This window comes from Anaerococcus groningensis, assembly GCF_046365465.1.
Taxonomy (GTDB): domain Bacteria; phylum Bacillota; class Clostridia; order Tissierellales; family Peptoniphilaceae; genus Anaerococcus; species Anaerococcus groningensis.
Genome location: NZ_JBGMEG010000004.1, coordinates 1 through 16,920 on the forward strand (window position 1 = coordinate 1; position 16,920 = coordinate 16,920).

General features: G+C 33.6%; 15 protein-coding genes. 4 read left to right on the top strand and 11 right to left on the bottom strand.

Features of this window, described 5'->3' with window-relative positions:
- Positions 1-535: 535 nt before the first annotated feature.
- The 11 genes from AB9Q04_RS03145 to AB9Q04_RS03195 form a co-directional block, all read right to left on the bottom strand.
- Positions 536-763 carry a DUF951 domain-containing protein gene (locus AB9Q04_RS03145; protein WP_394019055.1) on the bottom strand — a complete coding sequence of 76 codons (228 nt, stop codon included), beginning with the start codon at positions 761-763 and terminating at the stop codon, positions 536-538.
- The gene (locus tag AB9Q04_RS03150; protein WP_410023927.1) at positions 750-1,601 is read right to left on the bottom strand and encodes a mechanosensitive ion channel family protein; all 852 of its coding nucleotides are present in this window, start codon (positions 1,599-1,601) and stop codon (positions 750-752) included. Before AB9Q04_RS03150 ends, AB9Q04_RS03145 begins: the two co-directional genes overlap by 14 nt.
- Before the next feature lie 90 nt (positions 1,602-1,691).
- On the bottom strand, positions 1,692-2,174 hold the full coding sequence (locus tag AB9Q04_RS03155) for an SGNH/GDSL hydrolase family protein (protein WP_410023928.1): 483 nt from the start codon (positions 2,172-2,174) through the stop codon (positions 1,692-1,694).
- Positions 2,171-4,165, bottom strand: coding sequence for an alpha-amylase family glycosyl hydrolase (locus AB9Q04_RS03160; protein WP_410023929.1), 1,995 nt, complete (start codon positions 4,163-4,165; stop codon positions 2,171-2,173). The genes AB9Q04_RS03155 and AB9Q04_RS03160 overlap by 4 nt, the downstream gene beginning before the upstream one ends.
- 17 nt (positions 4,166-4,182) lie before the next feature.
- Positions 4,183-6,240: an elongation factor G gene (gene fusA, locus AB9Q04_RS03165; RefSeq protein WP_410023930.1), complete on the bottom strand. Its 2,058-nt coding sequence runs from the start codon at positions 6,238-6,240 to the stop codon at positions 4,183-4,185.
- Positions 6,241-6,421: 181 nt separating this feature from the next.
- Positions 6,422-6,778, bottom strand: coding sequence for a DUF956 family protein (locus tag AB9Q04_RS03170; protein WP_410023931.1), 357 nt, complete (start codon positions 6,776-6,778; stop codon positions 6,422-6,424).
- On the bottom strand, positions 6,778-7,851 hold the full coding sequence (locus AB9Q04_RS03175) for a PTS system mannose/fructose/sorbose family transporter subunit IID (RefSeq protein ID WP_410023932.1): 1,074 nt from the start codon (positions 7,849-7,851) through the stop codon (positions 6,778-6,780). Before AB9Q04_RS03175 ends, AB9Q04_RS03170 begins: the two co-directional genes overlap by 1 nt.
- 11 nt (positions 7,852-7,862) lie before the next feature.
- Positions 7,863-8,678: a PTS mannose/fructose/sorbose transporter subunit IIC gene (locus tag AB9Q04_RS03180; RefSeq protein WP_410023933.1), complete on the bottom strand. Its 816-nt coding sequence runs from the start codon at positions 8,676-8,678 to the stop codon at positions 7,863-7,865.
- Between the two features lie 8 nt (positions 8,679-8,686).
- Positions 8,687-9,703: a PTS sugar transporter subunit IIB gene (locus tag AB9Q04_RS03185; protein ID WP_410023934.1), complete on the bottom strand. Its 1,017-nt coding sequence runs from the start codon at positions 9,701-9,703 to the stop codon at positions 8,687-8,689.
- Positions 9,704-9,779: 76 nt separating this feature from the next.
- Positions 9,780-10,772, bottom strand: coding sequence for a Gfo/Idh/MocA family protein (locus AB9Q04_RS03190; RefSeq protein ID WP_410023935.1), 993 nt, complete (start codon positions 10,770-10,772; stop codon positions 9,780-9,782).
- A 3-nt stretch (positions 10,773-10,775) separates the two neighbouring features.
- Complete coding sequence (locus tag AB9Q04_RS03195; protein ID WP_410023936.1) at positions 10,776-11,348, bottom strand: hypothetical protein; 573 nt, start codon at positions 11,346-11,348, stop codon at positions 10,776-10,778.
- A gap of 85 nt (positions 11,349-11,433) precedes the next feature.
- Between AB9Q04_RS03195 and AB9Q04_RS03200 the strand changes: the two genes are divergently transcribed.
- The 4 genes from AB9Q04_RS03200 (at position 11,434) to AB9Q04_RS03215 (ending at position 16,832) form a co-directional block, all read left to right on the top strand.
- Positions 11,434-14,283 carry an insulinase family protein gene (locus AB9Q04_RS03200; RefSeq protein WP_410023937.1) on the top strand — a complete coding sequence of 950 codons (2,850 nt, stop codon included), beginning with the start codon at positions 11,434-11,436 and terminating at the stop codon, positions 14,281-14,283.
- 73 nt (positions 14,284-14,356) lie between these two features.
- Positions 14,357-15,448 carry a 5-bromo-4-chloroindolyl phosphate hydrolysis family protein gene (locus AB9Q04_RS03205; protein WP_410023938.1) on the top strand — a complete coding sequence of 364 codons (1,092 nt, stop codon included), beginning with the start codon at positions 14,357-14,359 and terminating at the stop codon, positions 15,446-15,448.
- Positions 15,445-16,563, top strand: coding sequence for a toxic anion resistance protein (locus AB9Q04_RS03210; RefSeq protein ID WP_410023939.1), 1,119 nt, complete (start codon positions 15,445-15,447; stop codon positions 16,561-16,563). Before AB9Q04_RS03205 ends, AB9Q04_RS03210 begins: the two co-directional genes overlap by 4 nt.
- A gap of 8 nt (positions 16,564-16,571) precedes the next feature.
- Positions 16,572-16,832, top strand: a complete 261-nt coding sequence (locus AB9Q04_RS03215) for a kinase to dihydroxyacetone kinase (RefSeq protein ID WP_394011023.1) — start codon at positions 16,572-16,574, stop codon at positions 16,830-16,832.
- Positions 16,833-16,920 lie beyond the last annotated feature (88 nt).

Genomic DNA, 16,920 nt, shown 5'->3' on the forward strand with positions numbered 1-16,920 from the left:
TTTTAAGTTTAGTTCATAAAAGCTTTTTTGATTCAAGCTCTTTTTCATTTACACTGATCTTTTAATCAATGCGTGATTTATTTCTCGGCCGTTCCGTCCTGCGACCACTCCGTGGAGGGTCCTCTTCTGGCCGGACTGGCCTATTAATCATCCTTAAAGAAATCAACTTGGTTAAAGTTGTCAATAACTTATTTGTTATTTATTGATAGGTTGATTATGTTTTGTTTTACATAATCATTGATATTAAATTTCATTTTAGATGTTATCTTTAACATCTGGTTCATGTTGTCGTTTGTTTGTAACGACTTTATTAGTCTACCACTTAATTTTTATCTTGTCAACACTTTTTATAAGTTCTTTACAAAAAGTTTACTGAACATTTACAAATTAACTGTATCGACTTTATATAGTCTATCACCTTTTCATTTGCTTGTCAAGAGTTTTTTTAATTATTTTAAATCACTCTTTTAAGCTTTTTGGTGTCGACTTTTTCTATTATACAGAACTTAAAATTTATGTCAATAATTTTTTTAAATTAATTTTCTTCTGGCTCATAGTTTACTATTGAAACCATCTTGCCATTCTTATCTTCTATTTTTCTAATTTTTTTATCAAAGTCTATACGTTTTAGCCAAATAGATTTATCGCATCCTAGACACTTTATCTTCATGTCTGCGCCCATGCGTTCTATTTCCCACTTGTTTTCACCGCATGGGTGGCCCTTTTTTAATGTTATGATATCTCCTTGTTTATATTTTTTCATTGGCGTCCTTTCCATTTGCTATTGCTACTACTTGGATGCTTGGGTTTAAATCTCTATGATAAATTTCATCTATGATTAGTTTTCTTTCTCTTCTTGCAAGTACCCATTGGTAGCCTGGCACTGCTACCGCTGTTGTTTTTGCTACATAGGATGATTCTCGTATTTCCATTATTCCAAATAGGCTTACATCTTCTACAATGTATTCGCTTAAGTCTTCTTCCTCTTTTAGTTTTTTTGAAACTGAATTTACTATGTCTAGGGCTTCTTCATAGGGTACATCGTAGGATAGGTAAATATTGCATTCAAATTTGATTGGTCCACTATTTAGATTTTGGACGTTGGTAATTTGGGAGTTTGGTATGGTGTGGAGGGACCCGTCATAATCTCTTATTTTTGTATGGCGCATACCTAATGTTTCTACAGTCCCTTCTACTCCTCCTGCTATTATCCAGTCTCCTACTCTAAAGGTGTCATCGACTATGATAATTACTCCGGTAACTATATCTTTTACAAGAGTTTGGGCACCAAATGCTATGGCTACCCCACCTATCCCTGCTGTTGCTATAATGGATCTTGTGTTTATTCCTAGCATATCCATTACTATCATTACTATTATAAAACCTACTATAAAGCGGATAACTGTGTATAGGTTTTTGCTTAGGGTTTCTATTCTTACTTTTCTGTAGCCATCTTCATCCACTTTGTTAGAAAAAGCTTTGTTTATAAAATGCGACATGGCTTCTAGTAAAATTTTACTTAAAACCAAAATTATTAATATAATTATAATATCTTTAAATATATTAGCTTTGGTTATTTGGTTTATATTAACGTCTGGCATTATTCCTCCTTATTTACATGTGTACTATATACTTTATAAGGAATTTAAAATTTTTCCATAAAAAAGCACAAGAAATTTTATTCTTGTGCTTTAAATAACTTTTAATATTTGCTCCGCTAGATTTTTATGAAAATCTTCTCTCATATGAAGTCCATCTATATAGGATGGTTTTATTTTTCTAGCATCTACTACTATTACATCTAATGAATCGGCTAATACTCCATAATCGTTTATAGTTTGATTTATTTCCTTATATCTAGGATAGGATTCATCCGCTTCCATTAGTGGAGGGATGATTACTATATTTTTATCTGCCAATGATTTGTCTAAAATCTGTTTTATATTGGAAAAAATTTTATCAGGACTTACCCTATCAAAGGTGTCGTTAGTTCCACCAAAAGTGATTTGAATGTCACAAGCGATAGGCTTAAACCTTTCTAGCATACCACTAGTTCTATCTCCACTTATCCCTAAATTTATAATTTCAAGGCCCTCATCTTTCAGATAATCCGTATAATTTTTATCTACCAGATAACCTTCTGTAAAAGAATCTCCTAGGCAAAGTATTTTCATTCATCAATCCTTTGTAAGGCTAGGGCTGTTCTTGCTGGGATATAAATTTTTATTCCATCATAGTCAGTGCCAGCTAATCTTTCTGTGTGGTAAATATAATCGTGGGATATGCGGCCCTTGCCCCCAAATTTTACTTGGTCGGTATCCATAGAAACTTTAAACTTTCCTGTGTCATGGATTGGTACAGCAAAGGAATCGTAGGAATTTGTTGGATGAAAGTTAAAGATATAAACTATATCTTTATTTCTATAGGCTATTACTTTTCTATCATTGTCTATCCATAGCCTAAAAATTCTATTTCCTAGTTGGTTATTATCTTTACTAAATTCCAGCATTTTTTTATCAAACTTTGCTAGGTGCTGGTATTTTAAATTGTCATTTTCTAATAAAGACCATTGGCGTCTGGCATAGTCAAAGGAATATCCATTGCCCTCTCTTGGAAAATCTATCCATTCTGGGTGGCCAAATTCATTGCCCATAAAATTTAAATAACCATCTGAGCCCATAGAAATAGTAATCCACCTTATCATTTTGTGAAGGGCGATTGCTCTTTCTACTATATAATTGTCATCATCCTTATTCATATGCCAATACATTTCTTGGTCAGCTAGAGTAAAGATTGTAGTTTTTGATCCAACCAAGGCCTGGTCGTGACTTTCTACATAAGCGATGCGTTTTTCTTCTGGACGGTGGGTGGATAATTCGTACCACATATTGGATAAATCCCAATCTTCATCTCTTTTTTCTAAAGTTCTTTCCCAAAAATCTGGCATGCCCATGGCTAGCCTATAATCAAAGCCAATCCCACCTTGAGAAACTGGCAGGCACATACCAGGCATGGCTGACATGTCTTCTGCAATAGTAATTACATCTTCTTTTACTTCACGAGCTAGTTCATTGGCCATTTGCAAATAATTTATTGCTTCTATATCTGTATTCATAGAAAAATATTTGTCATAGTGGTCAAAACTTACCCCACGACCGTGGTTTTTATAGATCATTGATGTAACCCCATCAAATCTAAAACCATCAAAGTGAAATTCTTCTAGCCAATATTTAACATTTGAAAGTAAGAAATGGGCAACTCCTGGTTTGGCATAATCAAATAATTTGCTATCCCAATCTGGGTGCTCTCCCTTGTTTCCTGTATGGAAAAATTGATAGTCAGTTCCATCAAATTCATTAATTCCTTCTATAGTATTTTTTACCGCGTGAGAGTGGACCAAGTCCATAATTACATTTAGTCCCAGCTTATGGGCAGTATTTACAAGAGATTTTAAATCATTAATTTCCCCATACCAAGAACTAGGTGCATAAAAATTACTTACTTGGTAGCCAAAAGACCCATAGTAGGGGTGCTCGGCTATGGCCATTAATTGGACAGTATTATATCCTGCTTTTTTTATCCTTGGCAAAATATTTTTTTCAAACTCTTTGTAGGTAGAAACCTCACCTTCTTCTCCTGCCATGCCTATGTGAGCTTCATATATTAGCAAATCTTCATTTTTTATTTTAAAGTCACTATCACTCCATTTAAATTTGGAGCGAGGATTGTACATAATGGCTGCAAAGTCTCCATTTTCATCTCTTTCTACTCTTTTAGCAAAAAGAGGGATCCTGTCAGAAATCTTGCCATTAGCATCTACCAAAACTTTTAGGCGAGAGTCATGGGGAATGGTTTTTATACCTTTTATAGAAATCTCCCAATCTTCGTCATTTATTTTTTTCATAGGATGAGCATGCCTATCCCAGTCATTAAAGTCACCGATTAGGTAAAGGCCATCTGCATTTGGAGCCCATTCTCTATAAATCCAGCCCGTTTTAGTTTTATGAAATCCATAATAATGGTGGGCATTGGCAAAGTCAGAGAGGGTTTGACCATCTCCTATGAGTCTATTTTTCGCTTTTTCGTATTCGCTCATTCTTAGATTTATATCATCTTCATAATCCTTTATCCAAGGGTCAATATTTAATATCTCCCACTTTGCCATACCTGCCTCCTAATAACTTATTCTTTATGTGCTTCTATAACTTTTTGTGTAATTTCTTTTGGTACTTCTTCGTATCTTTCAAAATCCATAGAAAATGATCCCCTTGCTGAAGTTTGACTTCTTAAGTCAATGGCATAGGTTAAAACTTCAGAAAGTGGTGCTTCGGCGATAATTATTTGGCTACCATCTGCTTGTGGATCCATACCTAAAATTCTACCGCGACGCTTATTCATATCACCCATGATATCACCCATGTGTGTTTCTGGAACTCTTATTTCAAGTTTCATAACTGGTTCTAAAAGTATTGGATCTGCTTCTTCTATACCCTTTTTAAAGGCAATTCTTGCAGCAGATTTGAAGGCTTGTTCGTTACTATCAACTGGGTGATAAGACCCATCATATAAGGTTGCCTTGATGCCTGTTACTTTAAATCCTGCTAGAGGCCCTTCTAATAGGGATTCTTCTAGCCCTTTTTCTACTGCTGGGAAGTAGTTTTTAGGAACTGCACCACCAAATACTTCTTCATCAAATATAAAATCTTCATCAGTAGGCTCAAATCTGATAAATACATCCCCATATTGGCCAGCACCACCAGATTGTTTTTTATGCTTACCTTGGACATCAGAACTACCTTTTATAGTTTCCCTATAAGGAATTTTGTAATCTACAACTTCTGTATTTACTCCGTAGTTGTCGCGAAGCTTATCCATGATTACTTCTAGTTGAACATTTCCAAGTCCAGATAATATTTGTTGGTGAGTTTCTATATTTCTGTCGTCCTTAAAGGTTGGGTCTTCTTCAATTAATCTTTGTAAGGCTTCAGAAATCTTATCTTCATCGTTTTTGCTAACTGCATTTATAGCATAGAATAAAACTGGTTTTGGATATTTGATTTGCTTATATTCTATTTTATTAGCAGCTGTTGCAAGGGTGTCGCCTGTTGATAATTCATCAAGTTTTGTAAAGGCTCCAATGTCTCCTGCTACTACTTTCTCAGCTTTAATTTGTTCTTTGCCTCTTAGGAAAAATAGGTTAGATGCTTTTACTTCTTTATTTTTTGTAACATCTAAAATTTTATCATCTTTAGAAACTGAGCCTGATAAAACTTTAAACATGGAAATTTTTCCTACAAATGGGTCAGCTAGAGTTTTAAATACCACTGCAGAGAATGGTGCATCTTCTTTTGGTTCAAAGGCTTCATAACCATCTTTTACTCTAAAACCAATATTTGCAACCTCATCATCGATTGAAGGCATATATCTCGTAATTACTTCTAAAAGCTGGGTAAGACCTATTTCTTTTTCGCTAGATCCTGCAATTAGTGGAACTACAGTTCCTTCTAGGATAGCTTCTGTAAGACCCTTTCTAAATTCACTTTCGGAAAATTCTTCACCTTCAAAGAATTTTTCCATTAGAGAATCATCTGTTTCTGCTACAGCTTCTATAATTTCTTCATAAACTGCATCTACCTCTGCTAGGCGGATTTCTGGGATTTCTACTTCTTTTTCCTCGCCATTTTCATAAGTGTAGGCTTTTTTATCTAGAACATCGATTATCCCTTCAAACTCATCCCCTTCTCCAAGCATAAGGGTAAGCGGAATTACTTTTTTACCAAACTCAATATGAAGGTCTGATACAACTTTATTAAAGTGAGCATTTTCTTTATCAAGCTTATTTACAAAAATAATTGATGGTAGGTTTATCTCTTGGGTATAATTCCAGTATTTTTCTGTACCAACTTCTATGCCATTTTCCCCATCTATTACAAAAAGTGCTGCCTCACTTGCTCTTAGAGCTTGTAAAACTTCACCCTCAAAATCAAAAAATCCAGGAGAATCTATAAAGTTTATCTTGTAGCCCTCAAACTCTACAGGAATAATTGAAGTTTGAATTGAGATTCCTCTTTTTTTCTCTTGAGCTTCATAGTCTGAAACTGTAGATCCTTCTTCAACTCTTCCTTTTTTGTCAATGGCACCTGTTTTATATAAAAGTGCTTCAGCAAGGCTTGTTTTACCACTTGCTGAGTGACCGACTAAAGCTAAATTTCTTATTTTAGATGTAGTGTAATTTTTCATCGTTATCTCCTTTGTGAAAACATTTATATTTTCCTATAAAAATATGCCTTCTAAATGCTTATATGTTAATTATATAGCAAATTAATTTATTTTTCCATATTTTAGAAAATGTTTTCCAGTTAATCACTTGTTAAAATATATACCCATTTTAAAATAAAAAAAGAGTACCCTTCTTGGTACTCTATTTTTTAAAGGCACGCTTAATGTAATCTATTAAAGATAATGATTTTCTAAGCCTATCGCCTGGTATATATTTATTTATAGCTTGTAAAGTCTTTTTATTATCCATAGTGGTAAAGATGAAATCTCCATTTTGCTTAGTATGGATAGCAAATCTTGGGATTTTTTTCTTAAATATAACTTCTGCTGTGATAAGGTCTACTTCATCCCATGGGATTTGGATATAGTCCCTAGGATTTCTTTCGTTATAATATTCGAAAGCTTGATCACCAATCATCACCTGACCAGAGCTGGTAAAGCCCTGGAGATGTTTTGCTTTAATAGTTAAATCAATATTTTTATTTTGTGAGTTAACCATTACATTATATTAAAGTATCTAGCAATAATACCAATGATAAATAGGGCGATGATGATTGTGATTGGAGAAACATCTTTTTTAAGAAGTTTTGATATACCAAGGGTTAGTAATAATGGAACTAAACCTGGGATTAGCATATCTATATTATCTTGTAAGGTTGTAACTTTTTCTGGACTAAAGGCAGTTGCTCCATATGTTTCATACATTTCCAGCGCATGTTTGATTCCTTCAGATCCTGCTGGTAGGTTTGCCCAATCTATAAATGTTTTACTATCTTGGGCAACTCTAGTAATTTCTACAGGGAAGTCTACACTTACCCATCTTTGTACTAGGGCGCCTATTACAAACATACCAAGGATTGAAGCTGTTAGGGTTACCCTACCTAAAAGTCCACCTGATAAGTCTTTAGTAATTTCATTTCCTGCTTTGTATCCTGCTTCTTGACTTTTCCATAGGAATAAATATCTAATTATATTCCAAGCAACGAAAAATAATATAGGTCCTAGGGGATTTCCACTTAAGGCTAAGGATGCTCCAAGAGCTCCTAGGATTGGTCTAATAGTAAACCAGAAAACCGGATCTCCTACACCTGCTAGAGGGCCCATCATACCAACTTTAACCCCGTTGATTGCTGCATCATCTATAGCTGTACCATTTGCTCTTTCTTCTTCCATGGCAAGGGTAACTCCCATAACTGGTGCAGAAACGTATGGGTGGGTGTTGTAAAACTCTAAGTGACGTTTTAAAGCTGCAGCTTGGCTAGCTTCATCATGGTATAAGGATTTGATAGCTGGAATCATAGAATAAGCCCAGCCACCATTTTGCATTCTTTCAAAGTTCCATGTTCCTTGTAAGAATTGGTGTCTGTTGCAAACTTTCCTTCTTACATTTTCGGATAGCTCGATTCTATCATGGTTATCATCAAGAACTTCTTGGTTTTCATTAGTTTCTGTAACTTCTGTTTGTTTAGATTCTTTTTTAATTACTTCTTTTTGATTAGCAGGGTCTTCATTTATAACTTCTTTGCTAGAGTCTGCTTCAAAAACTTCTTTTTCTTTTTTATTATCAGTCATAAGATCCCTCCTTAATAATCATTTATAATATCGCCAAGTGGGTCGCCAGAATTAGAACCAGATCCTCCACTACTTTGGGCAATACCTTTAAGTTTCATATAGATAAGAGCAAGGGCCATACCTATAACTCCAAGACCTATTAGGGTTATTTCATTAAGGGCAGCTATGACAAAACCAAGGGCAAAAAATGGCCAAGTTTCTTTGGTACTCATCATATTTAAAACCATGGCATAACCTACAGCTGCAACCATTCCCCCACCTACTTGCATACCACCTTTTAACCATTCTGGCATAGCATTTAGGGCATCAGTTACTACTTTTGCAGGTATAAAACATAAAATAAGAGCTGGAATTGCAATTCTAAGTCCCTGCATAGCTACACCTGCCCAGTGGATTCTTTCTATTTTTCTAAAGTTTGCAGTCTCTGCCGCACTATCCATGGCGTGAACCATAGGAATAGCAATAGTTCTTGCAAGCATAGTTAAAAATAAACCAGCTACTGATAGTGGAATTGCAAGAGTGATAGCTGTACTTCTAGCTTCTGCAGCATTAGTAGTTCCACCATTTAGAGCAAGAGCCATAATAATTGCAGATGCAACAGATGCTAAAGCTGCGTCTGGAGCGATTGCTGCTCCAACGTTTGACCAACCTAGGGCCAACATTTGTAGCGCACCACCTAGCATGATACCTTCCTCTAAATGTCCAGTTACTAGACCAATTAGGGTACAAGCAACTAAGGGTTGGTGAAATTGGAATTGGTCTAATACCCCTTCACAACCTGCTAGGAAAGCTACTATAAAGATTAAAATAATATTAATAGCAGTCATTTTTCCTCCTAATTCATATTCAATTCTGTTTTTGCTTTTTTAAGCATGTTTTCAAGATTTTCTTTTTTATCAGAAGGTACTTTTCTTACATCAAAGCTAACACCATTTGCTTTTAATTTTTCTAAGGTTTCTACATCAGATTTACCCATAGAAACTGCTGTTGTAAGGTTTACCTTTCCTTCTGAATAAGCCATTGACCCGATATTTACATGATCAATCGCACCACCTAGTTCGATTAATTCCAGAACATCCTCTGGTTTTTCAAACAAAAGCATAGCACGTGTTGCACCAAATCTTGGGTCATCTAAAATCTCTTTCATCTTCCAAATTGGTACTACGTGAGCCTTTACTCCTGGCGGTTCTGCTTCCATTACCATTGATTTACGTAGTTCATCCTTACTTACTGTATCAGAAACTACTATAATGCGGTCAGGCTTAGTTGCCTTTGTCCAGCTAGTTGCCACTTGACCGTGTAAAAGTCTTGTGTCGATACGAGCTAGGACTATATCAATTTTTCCATCCCCAATTACAGTTCCTTCTGGAATAGAGCCATCGGAAGCTTTCTTTGCATCAACTAGGGCTTGTTTATCATCGCCTTCTGAGCTTAAAGCTTTTTCTGTTACTTCATTTAAGTCCTCAGGCTTTATTTTTACACCCTCTTTAGCAGATCCTACTATGGCTTTGGCAATATCATGGGAAGATTCGCTTGTAAATCTTTCTGATAGAGCTTCTATAACCATAGGAAGGTTCATGCCTGCAACAATAGCCCAGTTTTCTTCATGGCCTTCAAGTAAGTTTGAAGTTTGATTAAAGGGAGTTCCTCCCCAAAGATCAACTAGAAATAAAATCTCTTCGCTATCCACTTTTTCTATACAAGCTTCAAGCTCACTTTTTAAGTCATCTGGCCCCATGCTTGGTAAAAGAATAGCTGTTTCAAATTTTTCTTGTTCACCAAAAATCATTTGGGCAGATTCTTTAATACCTTCTGCAAAGTGGCCGTGACTTGCAAGTATTATCCCTACCATCTTCTCTCCTTTCACTAAAATAAAGTTTATATAAATTCATATGAAAATGATTTTATAAGCTAATTATATCATAGTACTAACGTATTTTATCAGCTGGATAAAAAATATTTGCATCAAATCTAGCCCTAGTTATGACATCCATATAATTTTTGGTTTGCTCTAATAATTCATCAGCTCTTTTTCTATCTCTGTTTCTTAAAATCTCTTCTATAGCAGCAAATTCGTAGTATAACCTAGACCTACCTTCCTCGTTAAATTGAAAGGAAAATTGGCCATCATCACCAACCACTTCCATATTAAATTCTCCAAAGCTATTTAAGGCATCAGGAATTTCTATAGTTGCCTTTGTGCCTTGGATAGTATTTACCATTGGTGCAGCAGAGTCTTTTGAACCTATACATGAAACTTTAAAGTCTTCATAGTCAAGAATGACTATGCCTGATGTATCGATATCTTTCTCGATATTTGCGAAGTATTTTACATCTTTTGGCAGACCAAAAGTATCTACTGCAAAGGCTACATTGTATAAGTTTAAATCTATTAAAGCTCCACCAGAAGCTTCTAGAGAAAATACCGGCTCGATATCTCCCGCTTTAAACTTATCGTATCTAGAAGAATACTGAGAGTAATTAAAGGAAACTATTTTTATCTCGCCTAGATCATTAATCATTTTCTTTGTCTCTATAGCGTTTGGTATAAATCTATGGCTAATAGCTTCCACTATCATAACATCCTTATGCTTAGCTTTTTCTATAATTTGTTTTGTTTCATAAAAATTTGATGTAAATGGCTTTTCACAAATAATATCTTTGCCATAATCTATAGCCTTATCCATAGCATCAAAGTGCAAGTGATTTGGCAAGGCTACATAGACTGTATCAATATCTTGATCTTGTAACAATTCATCTATGCTTAGATAGTATTTTTTAATATCAAATTCTTTAGCTAAATTTTGTAATTTTTCTTCATTACGAGCTGCTATAGCTACTAAATCTATATTTTCAATTTTCTTAAGAACTGGCAAAACTTCTTTTACAATTTTCCCAGAGCCTAGGATACCTAATTTCATTTATTACCTACTTTCATAATTTGCTTTTAAATGCTTATCTTCAAACTTATCTCCTAAAAGAGATCTTTTTTCCATAAGCTTTATAAAATATTTTGATGAAAACATACTAATAAAATAAATCAAAATAGATGCACCAAGAGTTGGTATAAGTGCTGCTTGGGTAAACTTTGAGTCTGGAACAAAATTTAGCACTACATAATATGATGTCCATATTTGAAAAAAGCTGTTTAATGGAACTGTTAAATAAATATCTTTATATGATTTATAATTTCTAATTAGGATAAAGGTTAATATATCAGCTAAAAATGCACTAGCCCATATAGCTAATACACCAAAGATAGAAAATTTTAATATAAAAAATCCAAATATAAATGACATAAGAGATACAATACCAATTCTTTTTGTTCTTAGAATAACTGCAGTAAAAATAAAACTATAGGCAGGTGCCATGGCTAATAATCTGCCTCCTGGAATTGGTAAAGTTCTTCCTACAAAATATAAGATAGTGCCAAGGATAACCATCAGTGCAACTGCTATAGCCACGACTGTAAGTTCCTGGGTTTTTATTTTTTTCATAAATCCTCCTTAATAATTATCTCTATAATTTTTACCCAATATCGATAAAAGTTTCTTGTAGTATAGTTAAGAGAACGGAGGAATTATGACTTACACATTAAAAGAAAAACAAAATTATAAAAAAATGGGTGTGGATGTTTACCTTTATGAACACGATAAAACAAAAGCCCAAGTTGTATATGTAGCAAATGATGATAAAAACAAAACTTTCGGTATAGGGTTTAAAACTCCACCAACTAATTCTAAGGGTATGGCCCACATAATGGAGCACTCAGTTTTAAATGGTTCAAAAAAATATAAAACCCGTGAGCCCTTTATGGATATGGCAAGCTCATCCTTACAAACCTTTTTAAATGCGATGACTTATCCAGATAAAACTGTATATCCAGTATCTAGTGAAAATGACAAAGACTTTTATAATCTAACTGATGTATATCTAGATGCAGTTTTTAATCCAACTGTCCGCCACAAAAGAGAAATCCTAGACCAAGAAGGCTGGCATTATGAAATGGATAATGACAAAATTACTGGCATATCTGGGGTTGTGTATAACGAAATGAAGGGAGCTCTTACAGATCCTGACGAAATAGTTTATGATGATTTTATTTCTTATTTATATAAAAATAGCCCCTACGAATACGAATCTGGTGGAGACCCAGCTGATATTTACAAAATTTCTTATGATGAGTTTGTAGATTTTTATGACAGCCACTACCATCCATCAAATGCCTATATTTATTTTTATGGAGACTTAGATATAGACTTTTATCTAGACCATTTAGATAAAGAATATTTGTCAAATTATGACTATAAAGATTTAGATTTTGATATAAAAGTTCCAGGTAATTATTATAAGGAAGTTATAGAAGCTAGCTACCCTGCCCTAATAGAAGAAGAAGGTACTGATTATTTAGTATATGGTTTTTTAACAAAAGAAAATCAAGATACAAAATACTATTTAACTTTATTAATATTATTAAGTGCCCTCTTTCATATGGACTCATCTAAGATTAAAAACCAGATTAATCAAGAGATTGACCCGGATGACTTTACTGCAAGAGTTGGTTACGGGGTAAGAAATGCAATAATCTTACAAGCTCAAAAAGCAGATGCCAAAAAACTTGATAGGTATGTAGAAATAATCGAAGATGGCTTTAAAGAAGCTAGCCAAGGTATTAATAAAGAAAGTTTAAAGGCTGCTTTTTCCATTTTTGAATACGGGCAAAGAGAACAGCTTATCTCTGTTATGCGCGGATTAACCTACTTTTTAATGTGGCAATTTGACAAGCCAGTTTTTGAGAGCTTTAAAATAATAGACTACCTAGATGAGCTAAGAGATTTAATAGATACGGATTATTATGAAAACTTCATAAAAGAAAACTTTATAGATAATCCAACAAAATTAACCTACTTTGCTAAACCAAGTAGTGCTTATGTAACTAATAAGCAAAAAAACCTAGATAATTATATAGCAAAGTTAAACCAAAATATGACTGATGAGAGCTTGGCTACTATAAAAGAAAACTTAAAAAAACTAGAAGTTCACCAAAATAAAGCAGATACTAAAGAAGAAAAAGCAACTATTCCTGTATTAAATATTAAAGATGTGCCAGTAAATGTAGAAAAAACTCCTAGAGAAGTTATAAAGGATAAATTTACCTATATCTACCATGATATAGATACTGCAGGTCTAATCTACACTTCCCTTTACTTTGACATTGGTCATTTAAATTTAGATGAACTTCGTTATTTAACCTTAATAAATGACTTTATGGGATCTGTTGATACAGAATCTATGCCATATACTGAGATAGATGATGTCCTTTTCCAATATTTAACTAGCCCAAACTTTTCAAATAGTTTTATAAATGTAAATAATGAAAAAATGGCAAGGATTGAAAAAGTTTCCTTTACATCCACTATAGAAACAGCCCAAAAAGGCTTAGATTTAATGGCTGATTTTATGTTTAATTCTAAATTTGATAATCAAAAGAGGATTTTAGAATTGCTAAGGATGAAAAAATCTTACTTTGAATCAGGCATGTATGACCAAGGACATATCCTTGGTATGAACAGAGCAAATAGCCATATAGATAAGGCAACTATGATTAAAGATGAGCTGGGAGGAATTGGTTCCTATTTATTTTTAAAAGATGCTATCAATGAAGTTAAAAGTGATTTTGATAGTTTTGTAGGTAAAATAGAAGCAATTTATAAAAAGATTTTCACCAATAATTTAGAAATCAATATTACTGCTTCCCCTACTGATTTTAAGCAAGTAAAAGAATTCATCAATGGCAAATTTGATAACTTAGCCAGCAATGAAGAAGAAGTTGAGATAGATTTTACTCCTAGATCCTATAAAGAGGCCATCCTCTCAAATGCAAATGTAAACTACATTTCAAAAACAGCAGATATAGAGGAGTTTGGCAAAGAATTTGACGGAAAACTGATAATTGCTACATCTATTCTATCAAATCCATACCTTTATGAGCTAATCCGTGCCAAGGGCGGAGCTTATGGAGCAGGAATTACTGCAAACAGGTCTGGACTTTTATCAACATATTCTTATAGGGACCCAAATATTTTAAAAACTATAGATAGTTTTGATAGTATCGGAGAGCTTACAAAAAATATTGATTTAACTGATAGAGATTTTGAGAACCAACAAATCTCATCTATGGGATCTATCCTTAGACCAAAATCTCCATCAAGTAAGGCTGAAGAAGACTACAGTAGATATAAAAAAGAAAACCCAACCAATCCAGAGGAATTATTGTCTCAAATAAAAGCTGCGAACATTGCTGATATAAAGGCCTATAAGGATTTATTTGAAAAATCTATGCAAAAAGATAATCTAGTAGCATTTGGTAACCGCGATAGCCTAACAGAAGTTAAAGATTACTTTGATAAGATAATTGATTTAGATGAGTAAATTAATATAAATTAAAACGATATTTAATTTTGTTTATGTTTAGGGTATGATAATGTTAAGATAAGGAGTGACTATGACTGATAATAAAAATAATTTTAATTTTACCGATATAGACTTTTATGGGATTGGCGAGTCAATTAAAAATTCTATTAATAATACCCTGAAAAAATTTACTGAAGGCAAGGATAAAGATGAAAACTTACCTCAAACTAGAAATAAAGAAGTGTGCGAGCAAAAACCACCAGAACTTTCCAAGGCCAAAAGTTGGCAGGCCGCATCTATTTTAGCAGGTCTAATCCTAATACCTTCTACAATAGCAACTTTAATTAACTTTTTTACTTTCGGAGGTATGAGAGGTCTTATATTAAGCATCTTTTTAATTTTATTGACCCTATCCTTTCCTTATATTTCTTGGAAAGCTTCAAAAGAATACTTTAGACTTAGCAAAAACTATGTAAGATTTTTAAGGGAGCTTGGCAATAATACAGTAATTTCTATAAGAGATCTAGCAAGTGCAGCTGCTCAAACAGAAGAAAAAACTGTATCAGACCTTACAAAAATGATGAAACGCGGATACTTCCACCAAGCCCGTATAGTAGAGGATGGTTCACTTTTTATCCTAGACATTCCTACCTTTAGACTTTACAAAGAAAAGAAAAAGGAAATCCCAGAAACTAGAGTAAAAACGGAAAGTGAAGATGAAGTTTTAGTAGAAGACTTAAGTTTTGAAAGATCCAAAGAAATTCTAAACGAGGGTAAAAACTCTATTGAGGATATAAAAATTAGCCAAGATAAGATTAAGGATGCTAATTTTAGAGCAAATGTAGAAAAGCTTTTAAAAAATGCAACAGATATCCTAAATATAGTAGAAAAGTATCCAGAAAAATCCTACGCCCTAAATAAATTTTCTGACTACTATTTGCCTACTACAGCAAAGCTTGTAGAAACCTACTATGATTTTGAAATGATGCGTACAGATGATAGTAAAATACTAAACTCTATGAGTCAAATCAACGAATCAATTATTACTATCGGTGAAGCCTTTGATAAAATCAAAGTCGAACTTTTATCAGATAGGGCCATGGATATAAAAACAGATATTGACACTATAAACTTACTTTTAAACCAAGAAGGTTACGCAGAAGATGATTGGAGCAACGAATGAGTGATATAAAACTAACCCTAGATGGCGCTGATGAAAATGACAGCAAATTAGATAATATAACCAATGAAACTCCTGATTTGGTAGAAAATAATGTGAAATTTACACCAGAAGAAGAAAAAATGATAGATGATTTTTCTAAAAAAATTAATCTTGATGATACAAACATCATCCTCCAATACGGATCTGGAGCTCAAAAAAAGATTTCAAACTTTTCAGAAAAAACTTTAGATACTGTTCGTAACAGGGATCTTGGAGAAATCGGCGGCTTGCTTGATTCTGTTGTCATGGATATACGTGATATGGAACGTGAAGAAACTTCTGGTCCCCTAGGATTTTTAAAAAAACAAGTAAATAAGGTTGATGACTTAAAAGTTCGCTACCAATCAGCAGAAAAAAATATAGATGAAGTAGCAAAGACTTTAGAAAATCATCAAATAACTTTGATGAAAGATATCTCTATGCTTGATCAAATGTATGATTTAAACGAAGAATACTACAAAGAAATCACCATGTATATAGAAGCTGGAAATAGAAAGCTACAAGAAACATATGCCACAGAAATACCAGCCTTAGAATCTCAAGCCAAAGAATCAAATTTACCCCTAGATGCTCAAAAAGTAAATGATCTAAAGGCTCAGGCAAATCGTTTTGAGAAAAAGCTCCACGACCTAGACCTAACTCGTATGGTTTCTATCCAAATGGCCCCACAAATTAGGATGGTACAATCATCTAACTCAATCATGGCAGAAAAAATCCAAACTACCATTGTAAATACCATTCCATTATGGAAAAACCAAATGGTTTTAGCCCTAGGGATGAACCATACTAATCAAGCCATTGCCACTCAAAAAAGGGTAACTGACTTAACCAATGAGCTTTTAAGAAAAAATGCAGATACCCTAAAACAAAACACTATAGAAACTGCAAAGGCTACAGAGCGTGGAATTATAGATCTTGATACAATAAAGCACACCAACGATCAATTAATTTCTACAATAGAAGAAGTTAGAAATATCCAAATCGAGGGTAAGAAAAATAGGACCTTGGCCCAAGCAGAAATTGCTAGGCTAGAAGATGAACTTAAGAGAAATTTAACAAGAGGAAATAGTAACTAGGAGGATTTATGGTAGATATAGGAGATTTTAAGTTTGATACTCAAATGTTAATAGCAGGTGAAGATTTAGATGAAGATGAGATATTTGATCACATCACAGAAAACTTTGAAGGGGATAGCCTATTAGCAGTAGGTGATGAAGAACTAATCAAAATACACTTTCATACAAATAAACCTTGGGAAATCTTAGAATATGCAGCAAGTCTTGGAGAAATCCATGATATAGTTGTAGAAAATATGCTAAGACAAGCAGAAGGTCTACAAGGTTAAAGGTAAAGCTAGAACACTTAGTTCTAGCTTTTTTGATTGAAAAATACTTATTTTTTAATATAATAATAGGAAAGAAGTACACAAAGAA